Source organism: Pseudomonas sp. ANT_H12B (genome assembly GCF_008369325.1).
Classification (GTDB): Bacteria; Pseudomonadota; Gammaproteobacteria; order Pseudomonadales; family Pseudomonadaceae; genus Aquipseudomonas.
In genome coordinates this window covers 1-16,291 of record NZ_VOBI01000013.1, presented here as the reverse complement: position 1 = coordinate 16,291, position 16,291 = coordinate 1, and the positions used below count along the sequence as shown (strand labels likewise).

The 16,291-nt window shown below is 58.9% G+C and carries 16 protein-coding genes; 10 read left to right on the top strand and 6 right to left on the bottom strand.

Going from position 1 to position 16,291, the window contains the following annotated elements; genetic code table 11:
• Positions 1-6: 6 nt before the first annotated feature.
• The 3 genes from FQ185_RS19785 to FQ185_RS19775 form a co-directional block, all read right to left on the bottom strand.
• Positions 7-648, bottom strand: coding sequence for a thiol:disulfide interchange protein DsbA/DsbL (locus tag FQ185_RS19785; RefSeq protein ID WP_149418898.1), 642 nt, complete (start codon positions 646-648; stop codon positions 7-9).
• A gap of 200 nt (positions 649-848) precedes the next feature.
• A complete protein-coding gene (locus FQ185_RS19780; protein WP_149418897.1) occupies positions 849-1,460 on the bottom strand; it encodes a cytochrome c in 612 nt (203 codons plus the stop codon).
• A gap of 46 nt (positions 1,461-1,506) precedes the next feature.
• Complete coding sequence (locus FQ185_RS19775) at positions 1,507-1,797, bottom strand: cytochrome c5 family protein (RefSeq protein WP_074872298.1); 291 nt, start codon at positions 1,795-1,797, stop codon at positions 1,507-1,509.
• A 191-nt stretch (positions 1,798-1,988) separates the two neighbouring features.
• Here FQ185_RS19775 and yihA point away from each other — a divergent pair, with 191 nt between their 5' ends.
• Positions 1,989-2,633, top strand: a complete 645-nt coding sequence (yihA, locus tag FQ185_RS19770; protein WP_149418896.1) for a ribosome biogenesis GTP-binding protein YihA/YsxC — start codon at positions 1,989-1,991, stop codon at positions 2,631-2,633.
• A 287-nt stretch (positions 2,634-2,920) separates the two neighbouring features.
• Here the strand turns inward: yihA and polA are convergent, their stop codons facing one another.
• Positions 2,921-5,692 (bottom strand): DNA polymerase I, encoded by a 2,772-nt coding sequence (gene polA, locus FQ185_RS19765; protein ID WP_149418895.1) that lies wholly within the window; start codon positions 5,690-5,692, stop codon positions 2,921-2,923.
• 74 nt (positions 5,693-5,766) lie between these two features.
• Here polA and FQ185_RS19760 point away from each other — a divergent pair, with 74 nt between their 5' ends.
• Together FQ185_RS19760 and FQ185_RS19755 are read left to right on the top strand one after the other, a co-directional pair.
• On the top strand, positions 5,767-6,057 hold the full coding sequence (locus FQ185_RS19760) for a DUF2782 domain-containing protein (protein WP_128874653.1): 291 nt from the start codon (positions 5,767-5,769) through the stop codon (positions 6,055-6,057).
• 59 nt (positions 6,058-6,116) lie between these two features.
• On the top strand, positions 6,117-7,067 hold the full coding sequence (locus FQ185_RS19755; protein ID WP_149418894.1) for a homoserine kinase: 951 nt from the start codon (positions 6,117-6,119) through the stop codon (positions 7,065-7,067).
• 106 nt (positions 7,068-7,173) lie between these two features.
• Here FQ185_RS19755 and znuA read toward each other — a convergent pair whose 3' ends face one another.
• Positions 7,174-8,094 carry a zinc ABC transporter substrate-binding protein ZnuA gene (gene znuA, locus FQ185_RS19750; protein WP_149418893.1) on the bottom strand — a complete coding sequence of 307 codons (921 nt, stop codon included), beginning with the start codon at positions 8,092-8,094 and terminating at the stop codon, positions 7,174-7,176.
• A gap of 66 nt (positions 8,095-8,160) precedes the next feature.
• Here znuA and zur point away from each other — a divergent pair, with 66 nt between their 5' ends.
• The 4 genes from zur to FQ185_RS19730 are packed head-to-tail and all read left to right on the top strand — an operon-like array spanning position 8,161 to position 10,963.
• Positions 8,161-8,643, top strand: a complete 483-nt coding sequence (gene zur, locus FQ185_RS19745; RefSeq protein WP_149418892.1) for a zinc uptake transcriptional repressor Zur — start codon at positions 8,161-8,163, stop codon at positions 8,641-8,643.
• Positions 8,643-9,428, top strand: coding sequence for a zinc ABC transporter ATP-binding protein ZnuC (gene znuC, locus FQ185_RS19740; RefSeq protein ID WP_149418891.1), 786 nt, complete (start codon positions 8,643-8,645; stop codon positions 9,426-9,428). The genes zur and znuC overlap by 1 nt, the downstream gene beginning before the upstream one ends.
• Positions 9,421-10,209, top strand: a complete 789-nt coding sequence (znuB, locus tag FQ185_RS19735; protein WP_149418890.1) for a zinc ABC transporter permease subunit ZnuB — start codon at positions 9,421-9,423, stop codon at positions 10,207-10,209. The genes znuC and znuB overlap by 8 nt, the downstream gene beginning before the upstream one ends.
• Positions 10,210-10,246: 37 nt before the next feature.
• Positions 10,247-10,963, top strand: coding sequence for a PA5502 family lipoprotein (locus FQ185_RS19730; RefSeq protein WP_149418889.1), 717 nt, complete (start codon positions 10,247-10,249; stop codon positions 10,961-10,963).
• A gap of 134 nt (positions 10,964-11,097) precedes the next feature.
• On the opposite strand, the gene katE is transcribed toward FQ185_RS19730, so the two are convergent.
• Complete coding sequence (gene katE / locus FQ185_RS19725) at positions 11,098-13,236, bottom strand: catalase HPII (protein ID WP_149418888.1); 2,139 nt, start codon at positions 13,234-13,236, stop codon at positions 11,098-11,100.
• 266 nt (positions 13,237-13,502) lie between these two features.
• Between katE and FQ185_RS19720 the strand changes: the two genes are divergently transcribed.
• The 3 genes from FQ185_RS19720 to FQ185_RS19710 all read left to right on the top strand — a co-directional run bounded on the left by FQ185_RS19720 (position 13,503) and on the right by FQ185_RS19710 (position 16,020).
• Entirely contained in the window at positions 13,503-14,510 is a 1,008-nt protein-coding gene (locus FQ185_RS19720) for a methionine ABC transporter ATP-binding protein (RefSeq protein ID WP_149418887.1), read from the top strand.
• Positions 14,510-15,184, top strand: a complete 675-nt coding sequence (locus FQ185_RS19715) for a methionine ABC transporter permease (RefSeq protein ID WP_149418886.1) — start codon at positions 14,510-14,512, stop codon at positions 15,182-15,184. Before FQ185_RS19720 ends, FQ185_RS19715 begins: the two co-directional genes overlap by 1 nt.
• Before the next feature lie 62 nt (positions 15,185-15,246).
• On the top strand, positions 15,247-16,020 hold the full coding sequence (locus tag FQ185_RS19710) for a MetQ/NlpA family ABC transporter substrate-binding protein (RefSeq protein WP_149418885.1): 774 nt from the start codon (positions 15,247-15,249) through the stop codon (positions 16,018-16,020).
• The last annotated feature ends 271 nt before the right edge of the window (positions 16,021-16,291 follow it).

The following is a 16,291-nucleotide window of genomic DNA, read 5'->3' as shown; positions in this document are numbered from 1 at the left end:
CCGCGCTTAGTTGGCAGCAGCCTTGTTAGCCGCTCGCTCTTTGTCGACCAGTTTATCGGCCAACTGCAGTGCTTGTTCGGCACCGCCGGCGGAACCTACGTCGAAGCGATACTTGCCGTTGACGATCATGGTTGGAACACCGGAGATTTCATACTTTTTGGCCAGTTCGCGAGCCTTGGTCATCTGACCCTTGATGGCGAAGGAGTCGAAGGTTGCGAGGAACTTGTCCTTGTCTACGCCTTGGGTCGCCAGGAAGTCAGCCATTTCGTTCTTGTCGGTCAGTTTCTTGTGTTCCTTCTGGATGGCGTTGAACACCGCAGCGTGCACGCCATGCTCGACACCCATGCTTTGCAGGGTCAGGAACATTTGCCCGTGGGCGTCCCAAGGACCGCCGAACAGGGCTGGAATACGCACGAAATTGACATCGGAAGGCAGTTTTTCAACCCAAGGATTGATCACCGGCTCGAATGAATAGCAGTGCGGGCAGCCGTACCAGAACAACTCCACCACTTCGATCTTGCCAGGTACAGCCACCGGAACAGCGTTAGTCAGTTCGACGTAAGGGGCGGCGGGTGCTTCGGCGGCTTGGGCGGTCATGCCGAACAGGCTGGCAGCGACGAGTGCGGCGCTGATGATCAGATTACGCATGCTTTACTCCTGGACAAATTAGATCGCCTCGCGCGACCTGTTTTCAGACAGGTCCTGGCGGGCTTGAGTTCTGTAGTGTAACGGCAGCGGCCACAAAAAAGGGCGGCCAAGGCCACCCTTTTTATGCTTGCATCGACGGATTAATCGAGCGTTAACGTTGCAGGAGATGTACGCCCTGAGCAACGCTCTGTCCGCAGACCTTAGTGCAGGCCTTGAATGTAGCTAGACACTGCCGCGATATCTTCGTCACTCAGCCTTTTGGCAATGGTCTGCATGGTTTTGGTGTCGCCATCGTTGGTGCGGCCGCCTTCTTCCTTGCGGAAATCGGTCAGTTGCTTGGCGATGTATTGCGCGTGCTGTCCGCCCAAATGCGGGAAACCGGCAGCGGCGTTGCCTTTGCCATCTGGAGCGTGGCATCCGGTGCAGGATGGCAGGCCCTTGGCCAGGTCGCCACCACGAAACAGTGCTTCACCTCGAGCGACGATTTTCGGATCGGCGGCGCCAACGCTACCTTTCTGGGTGGAGTAGTAGGCGGCGATATCAGCCAGGTCCTGATCGCTCAGGTTAGTCAGCAGGCCGGTCATTTCCAGCACCGTGCGTTTACCGGACTTGATGTCGACCAGCTGCTTGTTCAGATAACGTTCGCCCTGGCCTGCCAGTTTCGGAAAGTTAGGCGCCATACTGTTGCCATCCGGGCCATGACAGGCGCCACATACTGCGGCTTTCGCCTGACCAGCAGTCGCATCACCTGCGGCATGGGCAATGCCGGAGATCCCCACGGTCAACAGCAGACTCACGATCAATTTGTTCATCAGCTAATCCAACTACGGCTAAGGGTTAAAGAGTTATGGGCCGGGATCACTCGCTCATCCACTGGATGATTGCTTGGTAATCCTCGGCACTGCAGTCCATGCACAAACCACGCGGCGGCATCGCCTTGAAACCCTGGGTCACGTGTTGCACCAGCGTCTCCATACCTTTCGCCAACCTCGGCGTCCAAGCTTCCTGATCGCCCTTTTTGGGCGCCATGGGGAGTTGGCCGGAATGACAGGCACCACAAACACGGTTGTACACAGCTTCCGGATCCTGTGTAGCCTGAGCGCTGTAAAGCGGCATCAAGATACCGGCAGCTAGCAGCCATTTCGTCATAAAACGACCTTTTCAGGGTTGAGAGCGTTCTGCGTTCTAGTGCGCAATCAAGGTCAATCGCTCTCGTGAACTTCATCCTACGCTGGGACAAAGCGCACACAAAATCTGCGGCATTATATACTGGCGTCACTGAAACGGAAACGACACTGCTCGCCGCGTCCATTCCCGGCGCCGCCCACATCGGAAATCCCATGCAACTCAAGAACCCCATCCTCGGTCTGTGCCAACAGTCCACCTTCATGCTCAGCGCCGCCAAAGTCGACCAATGTCCGGACGACGAGGGCTTTGAAGTCGCCTTCGCCGGGCGTTCCAACGCCGGTAAATCCAGCGCGCTGAACACCCTGACACACGCCAGCCTGGCGCGAACCTCGAAAACACCGGGGCGCACGCAGCTCTTGAACTTCTTCAAGCTAGACGATGATCGTCGTCTGGTCGACCTTCCGGGTTACGGTTACGCAAAAGTACCGATCCCGTTGAAGCTGCACTGGCAGCGTCACCTGGAAGCTTATCTGGGTGGTCGCGAGAGTTTGAAAGGTCTGATTCTGATGATGGACATCCGTCATCCAATGACCGATTTCGACTTGTTGATGCTCGATTGGGCCGTCGCCAGCGGCATGCCGATGCACATTCTGCTGACCAAAGCGGACAAACTGACCTACGGCGCGGCGAAAAACGTCCTGCTCAAGGTTCAGGCAGATATCCGCAAGGGTTGGGGCGATGCGATCAGTATCCAACTGTTTTCGGCGCCAAAACGCATGGGCCTGGAAGACGCCTACACTGTACTGGCGGGCTGGATGGAATTGGCGGACAAGGGCGCCGAGGTTGCCGGGCAATAAATTGCAGGCAAAAAAAACCCCGGACTTCTTATGGGGAGGGGGAAGTTCCGGGGTTCAAGTTCCGGACCGCTAGGGCGGGGTCCAGATATCTGCCAACACTTAACACAACATAGGAGCATCGAAGGGCTTCACCACCCATTCAGTAACTCTGAGTGGCAATTTACGAGATTAGTTCAGAATTTTTTCAAAAGCCTTTGGAATAGCCAAAGCATTTTTTGAACTATGCGCGCCCTTCGCTCTATCTGCTGCGGCAATATGCCGCAGCAGAACACGTCTTTTCAGACGGCTCAGTGAGCCTCGTCCCAGTTATTTCCTACACCAACCTCGACCAGCAGCGGCACATCCAGCTTCGCGGCATCGCTCATGTGCGCGCGAATTTCGTCACGGACCTGGTCGACCAGATCTTCACGCACCTCAAGAACCAATTCATCGTGCACCTGCAGGATGACTTTGGCGTCGAGGCCTGAGGCTGTCAGCCAGCTATCTACGGCAACCATGGCTTTCTTGATGATGTCCGCCGCAGTGCCTTGCATCGGCGCGTTGATCGCCGTGCGTTCGGCACCTTTGCGCAGGGCCGGGTTTTTCGCGTTGATTTCCGGCAGGTACAGGCGACGACCGAAGATGGTTTCGACGAAACCTTGCTCTGCGGCCTGCGCGCGGGTGCGCTCCATGTACGCCAGAACGCCCGGGTAACGGGCGAAATAACGATCGATATAAGCCTGGGATTGCTTGCGATCAACGCCGATCTGCTTGGCCAGGCCAAACGCGCTCATGCCGTAGATCAAGCCGAAGTTGATCGCTTTGGCGCTGCGCCGTTGGTCGGTGGTGACTTCGGCCAGTTCAACCCCGAAGACTTCGGCGGCGGTGGCCTTGTGCACGTCCAGGTCATTGCGGAAGGCGTGCAGCAAACCTTCGTCCTTGGCCAGATGAGCCATGATCCGCAGTTCGATCTGCGAGTAGTCCGCGGCCAGCAGCTTGTAGCCTTTTGGCGCAACGAATGCCTGACGAATCCGACGACCTTCGGCGGTACGAATCGGAATGTTCTGCAGGTTAGGATCGCTGGACGACAAACGACCGGTCGCCGCTACGGCTTGATGATAGGAGGTGTGAATCCGCCCGGTGCGTGGGTTGATCTGTTCCGGCAGGCGATCGGTGTAGGTGCTTTTCAGCTTGCTCATCGAGCGGTACTGCATCAGCACTTTGGGCAACGGATAATCCTGCTCGGCCAGTTCCGCCAGCACGGCTTCGGCGGTGGACGCCTGGCCCTTGGCGGTTTTGCTGAGAATCGGCAGGCCGAGTTTTTCGTACAGGATCACGCCCAATTGCTTCGGCGAGCCGAGGTTGAATTCTTCCCCGGCGATGGCGAACGCCTCACGCTCGAGGGCGACCATTTTCTCGCCCAGCTCCACGCTCTGAATGCCCAGCAGGTTGGCATCGACCAGCGCGCCCTGGCGTTCGATTCGTGCCAGAACCGGCACCAGCGGCATTTCGATTTCGCTCAGGACCTTGCTCAGGCTCGGGATGGCGTTGAGTTTTTCTTGCAGCGTCTGATGCAAACGCAGGGTGATGTCTGCGTCTTCGGCGGCGTAAGGCCCCGCCAGTTCCAGAGAGATCTGGTCAAAGGTTAGCTGTTTGGCGCCCTTGCCGGCGATGTCCTGAAAACTGGTAGTGGTGTGATTCAGGTACTTGAGTGCCAGGCTGTCCATGTCGTGGCGGGTCGCGGTCGAGTCCAGCACGTAGGATTCGAGCATGGTGTCGAAGGCGATGCCTTGCACGGTGATGCCGCAGCTCTGATCGCCGCCGATGGCGCAGTTGGCCAGGATGTTCATGTCGAACTTGGCGTGCTGGCCAACCTTGAGTTTGCTCGGGTCTTCCAGAATCGGCTTCAGTGCGCGCAGCACGGTGTCGCGATCGAGCTGATCTGGTACGCCCATGTAGGAATGGGTCAACGGGATGTAGGCCGCTTCGTTGGCTTGTACAGCGAAAGACAGGCCCACCAGTTGCGCCTGCTGCGCATCGATGCCAGTGGTTTCGGTGTCGAAGGCAATCAGCCTGGCGTCGTTGAGCTTCTTCAGCCACAGGTCGAAATCAGCCTGGGTGAGGATGGTGGTGTACTTGAGTTCGGTATCGACGGCCGCTTCTTCAGCCACCGGAGCGGCGACTTCCTGGCCGGAACGCTTGGCATCGCGCTGGTTCTCTTCGAACCAGCTCTTGAATTCCAGCAGGGTGTAGAGCTCGGCGAGTTTGTCGTGATCCGGCTTGCCCATCTGCAGGTCGTCGAGGCCAATGTCCAGCGGCACGTCGATCTTGATGGTTGCCAGTTGATAGGAGAGGAACGCCATCTCCTTGTGCTCTTCGAGTTTGGCCGGCAAGGTCTTGGCGCCGCGAATCGGCAGGGTCGGGACGATATCGAGCTGCGCATAGAGCTCGGTCAGGCCGCCGTTCACACCGACCAACAGGCCCGAAGCGGTCTTCGGGCCAATGCCCGGGACGCCCGGAATGTTGTCGGACGAATCGCCCATCAGTGCCAGATAATCGATGATCTGCTCGGGAGCGACGCCGAATTTCTCCTTCACGCCCTCCACGTCCAATGCGCTACCGGTCATGGTATTGACCAAGGTAATGTGGCCGTCGACCAGCTGTGCCATGTCCTTGTCGCCGGTGGAGATCACCACCGGGCGGTCGGCCGCCGCGCTGCTGCGCGCCAGGGTGCCGATCACGTCATCGGCTTCGACGCCTTCGACGCACAGCAGCGGGAAGCCCAGGGCGATCACGCTCTGGTGCAGCGGCTCGATCTGTACGCGCATGTCATCGGGCATGCTTGGGCGGTTGGCTTTGTATTCGGCGAACATTTCGTCGCGGAAAGTCCCGCCCTTGGCGTCGAACACCACGGCGAACGGACTGTCCGGGTATTGCTTGCGCAGACTCTTGAGCATGTTCAACACGCCCTTGACCGCACCGGTCGGCAGACCTCTGGAAGTGGTCAGCGGTGGCAGGGCGTGAAAGGCGCGGTACAGGTATGAAGAACCGTCCACCAGGACGAGGGGGGCTTGGCTCATGAGCAGGATCAACCTTTTCGGCGGGTCCGGCGCTAGAATAGCGGGACCGTTGACGACAAAGGGACAAGGTTATCATGCGCACACTAAATCGCTTGCTGCTGGCTGGCTTGTTTGCAACCGTTCCGTTCGCCGTCATGGCAGCGGATGATGCGCCGACTCCGGAGCCTGAAGTCACGATCCGCACGGAAGGGGACAAGGTCATTCAGGAATACCGCCAAAACGGTTTCCTGTACGCGATCAAGGTTACGCCGAAGGGCGCTCCACCGTACTTTCTGGTGCGCGCGGACGGTACAGATGCGAACTTCATTCGCTCGGATCAGCCGGATATGCTGATTCCGTCGTGGAAGATTTTCGAGTGGAAGTAAATTCTTAATTTCAATCGGCGTTGGCTCCAGTAGCAGCGCCCGTACTGGCAGTTTTAACCATGTCTGTGTTCACCCCCCTGGCTCGGCCCGAGCTGGAAGCTTTTCTCGCCCCTTATGGCCTCGGCCGCCTGCTTGATTTCCAGGGGATTGCCGCCGGTAGCGAAAACACCAATTTTTTTATCAGCCTGGAGCAGGGTGAATTTGTCCTGACCCTGGTCGAGCGCGGTCCGGTTCAGGAGATGCCGTTCTTCATCGAACTGCTCGATGTCCTGCACGAGGCCGATCTTCCGGTGCCGTACGCGTTGCGCACCACCGACGGCGTTGCCTTGCGCGAACTGGCCGGTAAACCTGCGCTGTTGCAGCCGCGCCTGGCCGGCAAGCACATCAAGGAAGCCAACGCGCAGCATTGCGCCCAAGTGGGCGAGTTGCTCGGTCATCTGCATCTGGCGACCCAAGCCAAGATGATCAAGCGCAAAACCGATCGTGGTCTGGACTGGATGCTGGAAGAAGGCACGCAGTTTCTGTCGCACGTGAATGCCGAGCAGAAAGAACTGCTGCAACGGGCGCTGGACGAAATCACACAGCAGAAGACGAAAATTCTGGCGCTGCCGCGAGCCAATATCCACGCCGACCTGTTCCGCGATAACGCGATGTTCGAAGGCACGCACCTGACCGGGTTGATCGACTTCTACAACGCCTGTTCGGGGCCGATGCTTTACGACGTGGCGATTGCCTTGAACGACTGGTGTTCGGACGAGGGCGGGCTGATCGACGGCGCGCGGGCGCGGGCATTGCTTGGGGCATATGCGGCGCTGCGAGCGTTCACGGCGGCCGAGGCGGAGTTGTGGCCGACCATGCTGCGGGTAGCGTGTGTGCGGTTCTGGTTGTCGCGGTTGATTGCCGCCGAGGCGTTTGCCGGGCAGGACGTGTTGATTCACGATCCGATGGAGTTTCAGCAACGCCTGGCACAGCGGCAGAAGGTCAGTACGCCGTTGCCGTTCGCCCTCTAAAAAGCATCGCGGGCAAGTCGGATCGCCGCGCCGTCGCTCCCACAAGCATCACCGCGAACCTGTGGGGGCGGGCTTGCCCGCGATCGAGGCGACGCCGATGTCGGAGTTACAACGACTCCAGACACCCAGCCAAATCATTCCCCAACTTCTCCAGCATTTGCTCATACCCTTGAGCAGTCGCTGGCGTGTACCCGCCCAACGCATCCAGTTCCGCCAGTTTCACCGGCAAACCCGCCACCAGAGTTTCTGCCAGGCGCGGTCGCAGGGGCGGCTCACTGAACACGCAAGTCTTGCCGACTTCCTGCAATCGCGTGCGCATCGCCGCGACATGCTGGGCGCCGGGCTGCACCTCTGCGGCAACACTGAAAACGCCGACATGCTCGAGGCCATAGGCATCTTCGAAGTAGTCGAACGCTTCGTGGAACACGAAGTAGGGTTTGCCTTCAACACTGGCCAGACGTTTCTTCAAACGCAGATCCAGCGCATCCAGGCGCTCGTCGAACGCCTTGAGGTTGCTCTGATAACGTGCCGCATTGACGGGATCGGCTGCGCTCAGGTCCGCGGTCATTTTCGTGGCAATCACTCGAGCATTGACCGGCGACAACCACAAATGCACATCCAGGCTGCCGGGACGGTGATCGTGGTCATGGTCGTCGGCTTCTTCGGCGTGAGAGTGACTGTCTTCGACGAAACGACGCAGTTTCAGACCAGGCAAATCCTGCACGGCAACGCTGGGCAACGTGCGACCCTTCAGCACGCGAGGCAGGAAACCTTCCATGTCCGGACCGATCCAGTAAACCAGATCGACCGATTGCACCTTCCGTACGTCGGAAGGGCGCAAAGCATAGTTATGCGGCGAAGCGCCGGGCGGCAGCAACACTTCCGGAATCGCTACACCGTCCTGCACAGCAGCGGCGATCAGCTGTAGAGGCTTGATGCTGGTAAGGACTTTGACTTCGGCGTGGGCTGAACCCATCAGCAGAAAACTTGCGACAAATGCGACAAAGATAGAAAAAAGTCGGGACACGATGACCACTCGAAGAGGCGAGAACGGGTAACATAATAACGTCTCTCACAAAACTCGTCGCCGCTCATGCCTAAAACACCGATTGCCAGCCGTCCCCACGACCACTCTCACTGCGTTCATAGCGCATTGTCTGAGGCCGATGCCCTGTGCGCACGTCAAGGCCTGCGCCTGACGGCCTTGCGTCGGCGGGTGCTGGAACTGGTGTGGCAAAGCCACAAACCATTGGGCGCCTACGACATCCTCGCGGTGCTCAGCGAGCAGGACGGCCGTCGAGCCGCGCCGCCAACCGTGTACCGCGCGCTGGATTTCCTGCTGGACAATGGCCTCGTTCACCGCATCTCGTCGCTGAACGCCTTCGTTGGCTGCAATCACCCGGGACACGCCCACCAAGGGCAGTTCCTTATCTGCCGCGAATGCCACGCTGCCATTGAACTTGAACAGAAATCCATCAGCGACGCGATCATCGCTAGCGCCAGGGATGTCGGATTTGTCGTCGAGGGCCAGACCGTCGAAGTGGGCGGTCTGTGCTCGGGCTGTCAGGGGGCTTGATGAGCAACGCGCTGATCCGCCTCGAGCAGGTTGCCGTCACCTTTGCCGGGCAAAACGTGCTCGATAACATTGAGCTGAGTGTCGAGCCGGGGCAGATTGTCACCCTGATCGGCCCCAACGGCGCCGGCAAAACCACGCTGGTGCGCGCCGTGCTCGGCCTGTTGAAACCCGACAGCGGCAGCGTCTGGCGCAAGCCGAAATTGCGGGTCGGTTACATGCCGCAAAAACTCCACGTCGATCCCACGCTGCCGCTTTCGGTGCTGCGCTTTTTGCGTCTGGTGCCGGGTGTGGACCGCACTCGCGCGTTGGCGGCACTCAAGGAAGTCGGCGCCGAACAGGTGATCGACAACCCGGTGCAGAGTGTTTCCGGTGGCGAAATGCAGCGGGTGCTGCTGGCTCGGGCATTGTTGCGCGAACCGGAACTGCTGGTGCTCGACGAACCGGTACAAGGCGTCGACGTGGCTGGTCAGGCCGAACTCTACAGCCTGATCACCCGTCTGCGTGACCGTCACGGCTGCGGTGTGTTGATGGTTTCCCACGATCTGCACTTGGTGATGAGCACCACCGACCAGGTGGTCTGCCTTAACCGTCATGTTTGCTGCTCCGGGCATCCCGAGCAGGTGAGCGGCGATCCGGCTTTCGTCGAGCTGTTCGGAAAGAACGCACAAAGCCTGGCGATTTATCACCACCATCACGACCACGCCCATGACTTGCATGGTTCGGTGGTCAGCGCGGCACCGTCGGCCCAACCCCACGTTCATGGAGATAGCTGCAAGCATGGCTGATTTTCTGCTCTACGCCCTGCTTGCAGGTCTTGCTCTGGCGCTGGTCGCGGGCCCGCTGGGTTCGTTTGTGGTGTGGCGGCGCATGGCCTATTTCGGCGACACCCTTTCCCACGCAGCATTGTTGGGCGTAGCCCTGGGTTTTCTGCTGGATGTCAGCCCGGCCGTGGCGGTCACCGTAGGCTGTTTGCTGCTGGCGGTGTTGCTCGTGACGCTGCAACAGCGTCAGCCGCTGGCGTCCGACACGCTTTTGGGAATTCTCGCACCGAGCACGCTCTCTTTGGGCTTGGTGGTACTAAGCTTCATGCACGAAGTGCGGATCGACCTGATGGCTTATCTGTTCGGCGACCTGCTGGCGATCAGTCCGACCGATCTGGCCTGGATACTCGGCGGCAGTGCGGCCGTTCTGGCCTTGCTGGTGACGTTGTGGCGGCCATTGCTGGCAGTCACGGTGCACGAAGAATTGGCCAGGGTTGAAGGTTTGCCGGTGGCGGCGTTGCGCCTGGCCCTGATGCTGCTGATCGCTGTGGTGATCGCGGTGGCGATGAAAATCGTCGGTGTGTTGCTGATTACTTCACTGCTGATCATCCCGGCGGCTGCGGCACAACGTCACGCCCGCTCGCCGGAGCAGATGGCATTGGGCGCGAGCCTGCTGGGTATGCTCGCGGTGTGTGGCGGGCTGGCGTTGTCCTGGTTCAAGGACACCCCGGCCGGCCCGTCGATTGTGGTGGCAGCCGCCGCGCTGTTTCTGCTGAGTTTTGTCCTGCCCCGTCGAGGGGTGTAGACTTGCTCGTTTTTTGCGCAAATAGAGAGTCGCAGGAATGAAGCTGTTCGCCTCCCGTTATCTGCTCCTTGTCGCATTTTCTCTGCTACTGGGCGCTTGCCAAAGCACGCCACCGGCGGCCACCGAAGCCACTGATGCGCGGGCCACGGCCATCGCACAACTGGAACAAAGCCTGGCCCGCAGCGAGCTGGCTACCGCCGAAGGTCAATTGGCTGCCTTGCAGACCGAATCGCCCAACGATCAATCCCTCGAGCAATACCAGCGTCAGTTGGCCGAAGCCTATCTGCTGCGCAGCCGTATCGTGCTGCAAAAAGGCGATGTGAATGCCGCCGCCACCGCCCTCAGTCGTGCTCGGGTATTGATGCCCAAGGCGCCAGCGCTGACCGGAGGGGTCAACAATGCCATTGTTAATGCTCGCAAGGCCGAGCTGGATAAAGCCGAAGCCGCGCTCATGGCTGCCGAAGCCAAGCCGCAGGCGAAAGTTATCGACCCGACTGCTGAAAGCACCACCGTTGCGTTAAACCTGACCGATATGACGAAACTTCGTCGCCAATTGGATGCGATCGCCGCCGATGTGGTGAATTACCAGTGCGACGTGAGTATTCAGGCGCCACGCACCCAGGATTACCCTTGGTTGGCTACACTGCTGACCAAGCGGGTCAAAAAGCTCGATTCGGAGTTTGATTTGAACCTTGAGAAGCAGATTCTGCGCAACATCCCGGCGCAGATGGTTCTGAGTCCGCGCAAACCTTAAAAGCATCGCGGGCAAGCCCGCTCCCACAGGGTTTTGGGTAGACCACAAATATGTGGTTTATCCCTCATCCGATGTGGGGGCGGGTTTGCCCGCGATGGCGTCCTCGCCATCACTACAGCATTTTCAGACAGCCCTTAAGCCGGAATCGCCTTGGCTTTCGGCTCCCTGTCCCACACCCGATGCTGCCCTATCGCGGCAAAAAACGGCTTGATCAGTTTGGCATCTGCCCCAACGATCAACCCCGCATCGACCTCCAGCTTCAACACATCCAGCAACTGTTTCGCCTCGCCATGCAGCGCTATTGCCTTCAGGTGCTTATACGCCTCCAACACGTAATGCAGCGCCACACCGTCAGTGCTCAACGCCTTGATCGACGCCGCGCCACCGGGCACAAACACCGCATCGAACGCCACCGACGGCAAGCCTTCCATCGACGCATCCACCGCCAGCGCTTTGCCGTCGGCGGTCGTCACCGGTGCAGAAGTCGGGCCGAGCAGTTTGGCGTGAGCCCCTTCAGCCTTCAGCGCTTTTTTCATCGCATCGATTGCCGCGCCATCGACACCGTTGGCCGCCAGGATGGCGACTTTCCGGGTTTTGATATCGGCCGGCAGAAGATTGGCCTGACTCAAGGCTGGAGAGCGATCCAGTGAGGTTTTACGCACCTCGACCGTCCCGGCTTTCGGCGCAGGCAGGCCCAGGTTCAGTGCCACACGCTTGGCCAGTTCCAGGTCGATGTTGGCGAGGATCTCATTGACCTGACGCGCCCGAATGAACTCGCGCTCGACCTTGCCAAGCTCAAAGCTGTAAGCCGAGATGATGTGTTCCTGCTCGTGCTTGCTCATGCTGTGGAAAAACAATCGCGCCTGGGAGAAGTGGTCGCTGAACGACTCGCTGCGCTGGCGGATCTTGTTGGCGTCGATGCGCTCCGGATAAGTCTCGAACCCGCCATCTTGCGCGGCGGGCGGCGTTTCTTTCGGCCAGCCACTGTCGATGGAGTTTGGCTCGTAAGACGCGCGGCCCTTGTCGATGGTGGTGCGATGCAACGCATCCCGCTGGCCGTTGTGGAACGGAGACACGGGACGGTTGATCGGAATCTCGTGAAAGTTCGGCCCGCCCAGTCGGCTGATCTGCGTATCGGTGTAGGAAAACAGCCGTCCTTGCAACAGTGGGTCGTTGGAGAAATCGATCCCCGGCACGATATGCCCGGGACAGAAGGCGACTTGCTCGGTTTCGGCGAAGAAGTTGTCCGGGTTGCGGTTGAGGGTCATTTTGCCCAGCGGCGTGATCGGCACGATTTCTTCAGGGATGATTTTGGTCGGGTCGAGCAGATCGAAATCGAAAGTGTGTTCGTTTTCCTCCTCGACGACTTGTACGCCCAGTTCCCATTGCGGGTAGTCCCCCATCTCGATGGACTCCCAGAGATCGCGACGGTGGTAGTCGGTGTCTTTACCGGCGAGTTTCTGTGCTTCATCCCAGACCAGCGAACAGGTCCCGGCGGTGGGGCGCCAATGGAATTTGACGAAGCGTGACTTGCCTTCGGCATTGACCAGCCGGAAGGTGTGCACACCGAAGCCTTGCATGCTGCGCAGGCTTTTCGGGATCGCCCGATCGGACATGGCCCAGATCACCATGTGCGCCGATTCCGGCACCAGAGAAACGAAGTCCCAAAACGTATCGTGAGCCGAGCCACCGGTAGGAATCTCGTTGTGTGGCTCAGGTTTTACCGCATGCACGAAGTCAGGAAACTTGACCGCATCCTGAATGAAGAACACCGGCATGTTGTTGCCCACCAGGTCGAAGTTGCCTTCGTCGGTGAAGAACTTCACGGCGAAACCTCGTACGTCCCGCACGGTATCGCCTGACCCGCGAGGGCCTTGCACCGTAGAAAAGCGCACAAATACCGGCGTTTTCTTGCCGGGGTCTTGCAGGAAACCTGCCTTGGTCAGTACGGAATGATTTTCATAACTCTGGAAAAAACCATGAGCACCGGTGCCGCGGGCGTGGACGATACGCTCGGGAATGCGTTCATGGTCAAAGTGCGTGATCTTTTCACGCATGATGAAATCTTCCAGCAACGATGGCCCGCGGGCGCCGGCCTTCAACGTGTTCTGGTTGTCCGAGACTTTCACGCCTTGATTGGTGCGCAGGGCCTGTTCAGTGGCGTCGGAGCGAAATTTTTCCAGGCTGTCGAGCTTGGCGTTGGTGTTGCCGCGGTCCAGGGTATCGGTCCCGGCGAGTGCGCTTTTGGTTGTGGCAGGCTTTTTAGTACTCATCAGACATAAACTCCCTCGTTGCGATTCCCGCCGTAGCCAGGACTCTTGAGTAATACCCCCGGCACGGCACCGGAGGCGTTTTCGAGTTGCCTAATTAGTGACTGATGGCTTTTTTAGCCGTTCCTTTTTTCTGACCTTTGATCGCGTTATTGCCAAATGGCAGGATGATTGCGAAATAAATGCTAAGAACCTCTATACGGACAGGCTAAAATGCGCGCCCGGCTAACCGCTGATCCTTTTCCAACGCGCCCCACAAGGTTCGCTACGTGATCGAGTTTCAAAACGTCCACAAAACTTACCGCGTCGCCGGTAAGGACATTCCGGCCCTGCATCCGACCAGTCTGACGATTGAGAATGGTCAGGTCTTCGGCCTGATCGGCCATTCCGGTGCAGGAAAAAGTACCCTGCTGCGTCTGATCAATCGCCTGGAAAACTCCAGTGGCGGCAAGATCTTCGTCGATGGCGAAGAAGTCACCGCGCTTGATGCCAACAGCCTGCGGCGCTTCCGTCAGCAGGTCGGGATGATTTTTCAGCACTTCAATTTGCTGGCCTCCAAGACCGTTGCCGACAACGTCGCGCTACCGCTGACCCTCGCCGGTGAACTGTCCCGCAGCGAGATTGACCGGCGTGTGGCCGAGTTGCTGGCGCGGGTGGGTCTGTCCGACCATGCCAAGAAGTACCCGGCGCAGTTGTCCGGTGGTCAGAAGCAGCGCGTCGGCATCGCCCGCGCCTTGGCAACCAAGCCGAAAATCCTGCTGTGCGATGAAGCCACCAGTGCTCTGGACCCGCAGACCACTGCGTCGGTCCTGCAATTGCTGGCTGAGATCAACCGCGAACTGAAGCTGACCATCGTACTGATCACCCACGAGATGGACGTGATCCGCCGGGTTTGCGACCAGGTGGCGGTGATGGACGCCGGCGTGATCGTCGAGCAAGGTTCGGTGGCCGAGGTGTTCCTGCATCCGAAGCACCAGACCACCAAACGCTTCGTACAAGAAGACGAGCAGATCGACGATAGCGAACAGCGCGATGACTTCGCTCACGTGCCGGGCCGCATCGTGCGTCTGACCTTCCAGGGTGAAGCGACCTACGCGCCATTGCTGGGTACTGTCGCCCGCGAAACGGGTGTGGACTACAGCATCCTGGCCGGTCGTATCGACCGCATCAAAGACGTGCCCTACGGGCAGTTGACCCTGGCCGTTACCGGTGGCGACATGGAAGCGGCGTTCGCCCGCTTCACTGCGGCTGACGTTCACATGGAGGTGCTGCGCTGATGGAAGTCCTGACAAGTTTCTTCGCCAACATCGACTGGTACGAAATATGGCTGGCCACCGGCGATACTCTGCTGATGCTCGGCGGCTCGCTGTTGTTCACCGTTTTGCTGGGCCTGCCGCTGGGCGTGCTGTTGTTTCTCTGCAGTCCGCGTCAGTTGCTGGAGGCCAAAGGCGTCTACGCGATGCTGTCGCTGGTGGTGAACATTCTGCGTTCGCTGCCGTTCATCATCCTGCTGATTGTGATGATCCCGTTCACCGTATTGATCACCGGCACGTCCCTCGGTGTTGCCGGTGCGATTCCACCGCTGGTGGTAGGTGCTACGCCGTTCTTCGCACGACTGGTGGAAACCGCCCTGCGTGAAGTGGATCGCGGCATCATCGAGGCGACCCAGGCCATGGGCGCGACGACGCGGCAGATCATCACCAACGCCTTGCTGCCGGAAGCCCGCCCGGGCATCTTCGCGGCGATTACGGTGACAGCCATTACACTGGTGTCCTACACGGCGATGGCCGGTGTAGTGGGGGCCGGTGGTCTGGGTGACCTGGCGATTCGTTTCGGCTACCAGCGTTTCCAGACTGACGTAATGGTGGTCACGGTGGTGTTGCTGCTGGTGTTGGTGCAAGTGCTGCAAACCGTTGGCGATAAGCTTGTGATCCACTTTTCCCGTAAATGACAAATGAGCCGGCCATTCGCTGGCAGGCGCCGAAGACAGGCGCCTCACATGGAGTTAGCTGAATGAAAAAACTACTCGTCGCGTTCGCTGCCGTTGCAGCCTTTTCCGCTCAAGCCGATGAAACCCTGACCGTGGCCGCCACACCAGTCCCGCACGCGGAGATCCTGGAGTTCGTGAAGCCGGCCCTGGCTAAAGAAGGCGTGAACCTGCAGGTCAAGGTCTTCACCGACTACATTCAGCCGAATGTGCAAGTGGCCGAGAAACGTCTGGACGCCAACTTTTTCCAGCACCAGCCGTACCTCGATGAATTCAACAAGGCCAAGGGCACCGATCTGGTTGCCGTTGCCGGCGTACACCTGGAACCGCTGGGCGCTTACTCCAGCAAGTACAAAGCGCTGACCGAGCTGCCAGGCGGCGCCAACGTCGTGATCCCGAACGACGCCACCAACGGCGGTCGTGCGCTGTTGCTACTGGCCAAGGCCGGCGTGATCAAGTTGAAGGATTCGAACAACATCCTGTCGAGCGTGAAGGACATCACCGAGAATTCCAAGGACCTGAAATTCCGTGAGCTCGAAGCCGCGACCATCCCGCGTGTACTGACCCAGGTCGACCTGGCGCTGATCAATACCAACTACGCGCTGGAAGCCAAGCTTGATCCGTCCAAGGACGCGCTGGTCATCGAAGGCAGCGACTCGCCATACGTGAACATCCTCGTTGCCCGCCCGGACGACAAGGACAGCGAGGCGATGAAGAAACTGGTTGCTGCATTGCATAGCCCGGAAGTGAAAGCGTTCATTCTCGAGAAGTACAAAGGCGCGGTAGTGCCGGCGTTCTGATTTAACGCTTTAACAAAAATGGGGCGCATTGAATGCACCCCATTTTTTATGCCCGAAACACCGTCCCCTGTGGGAGTGAGCCTGCTCGCGATAGCGGTATAAGCCTCGACACAAATGTTGAATGTACCGGCCCCATCGCGAGCAGGCTGAACTGGTCAAGTAAATCCGGACACCGGTTACGGTGCTTATGCCGCTTTTTGCTCCATAGCTATTGGCGACAGGTAGTTGTTGTAGCTGTGGAGTCTGGTGCGGTTGTAGTACATGAAGAAGC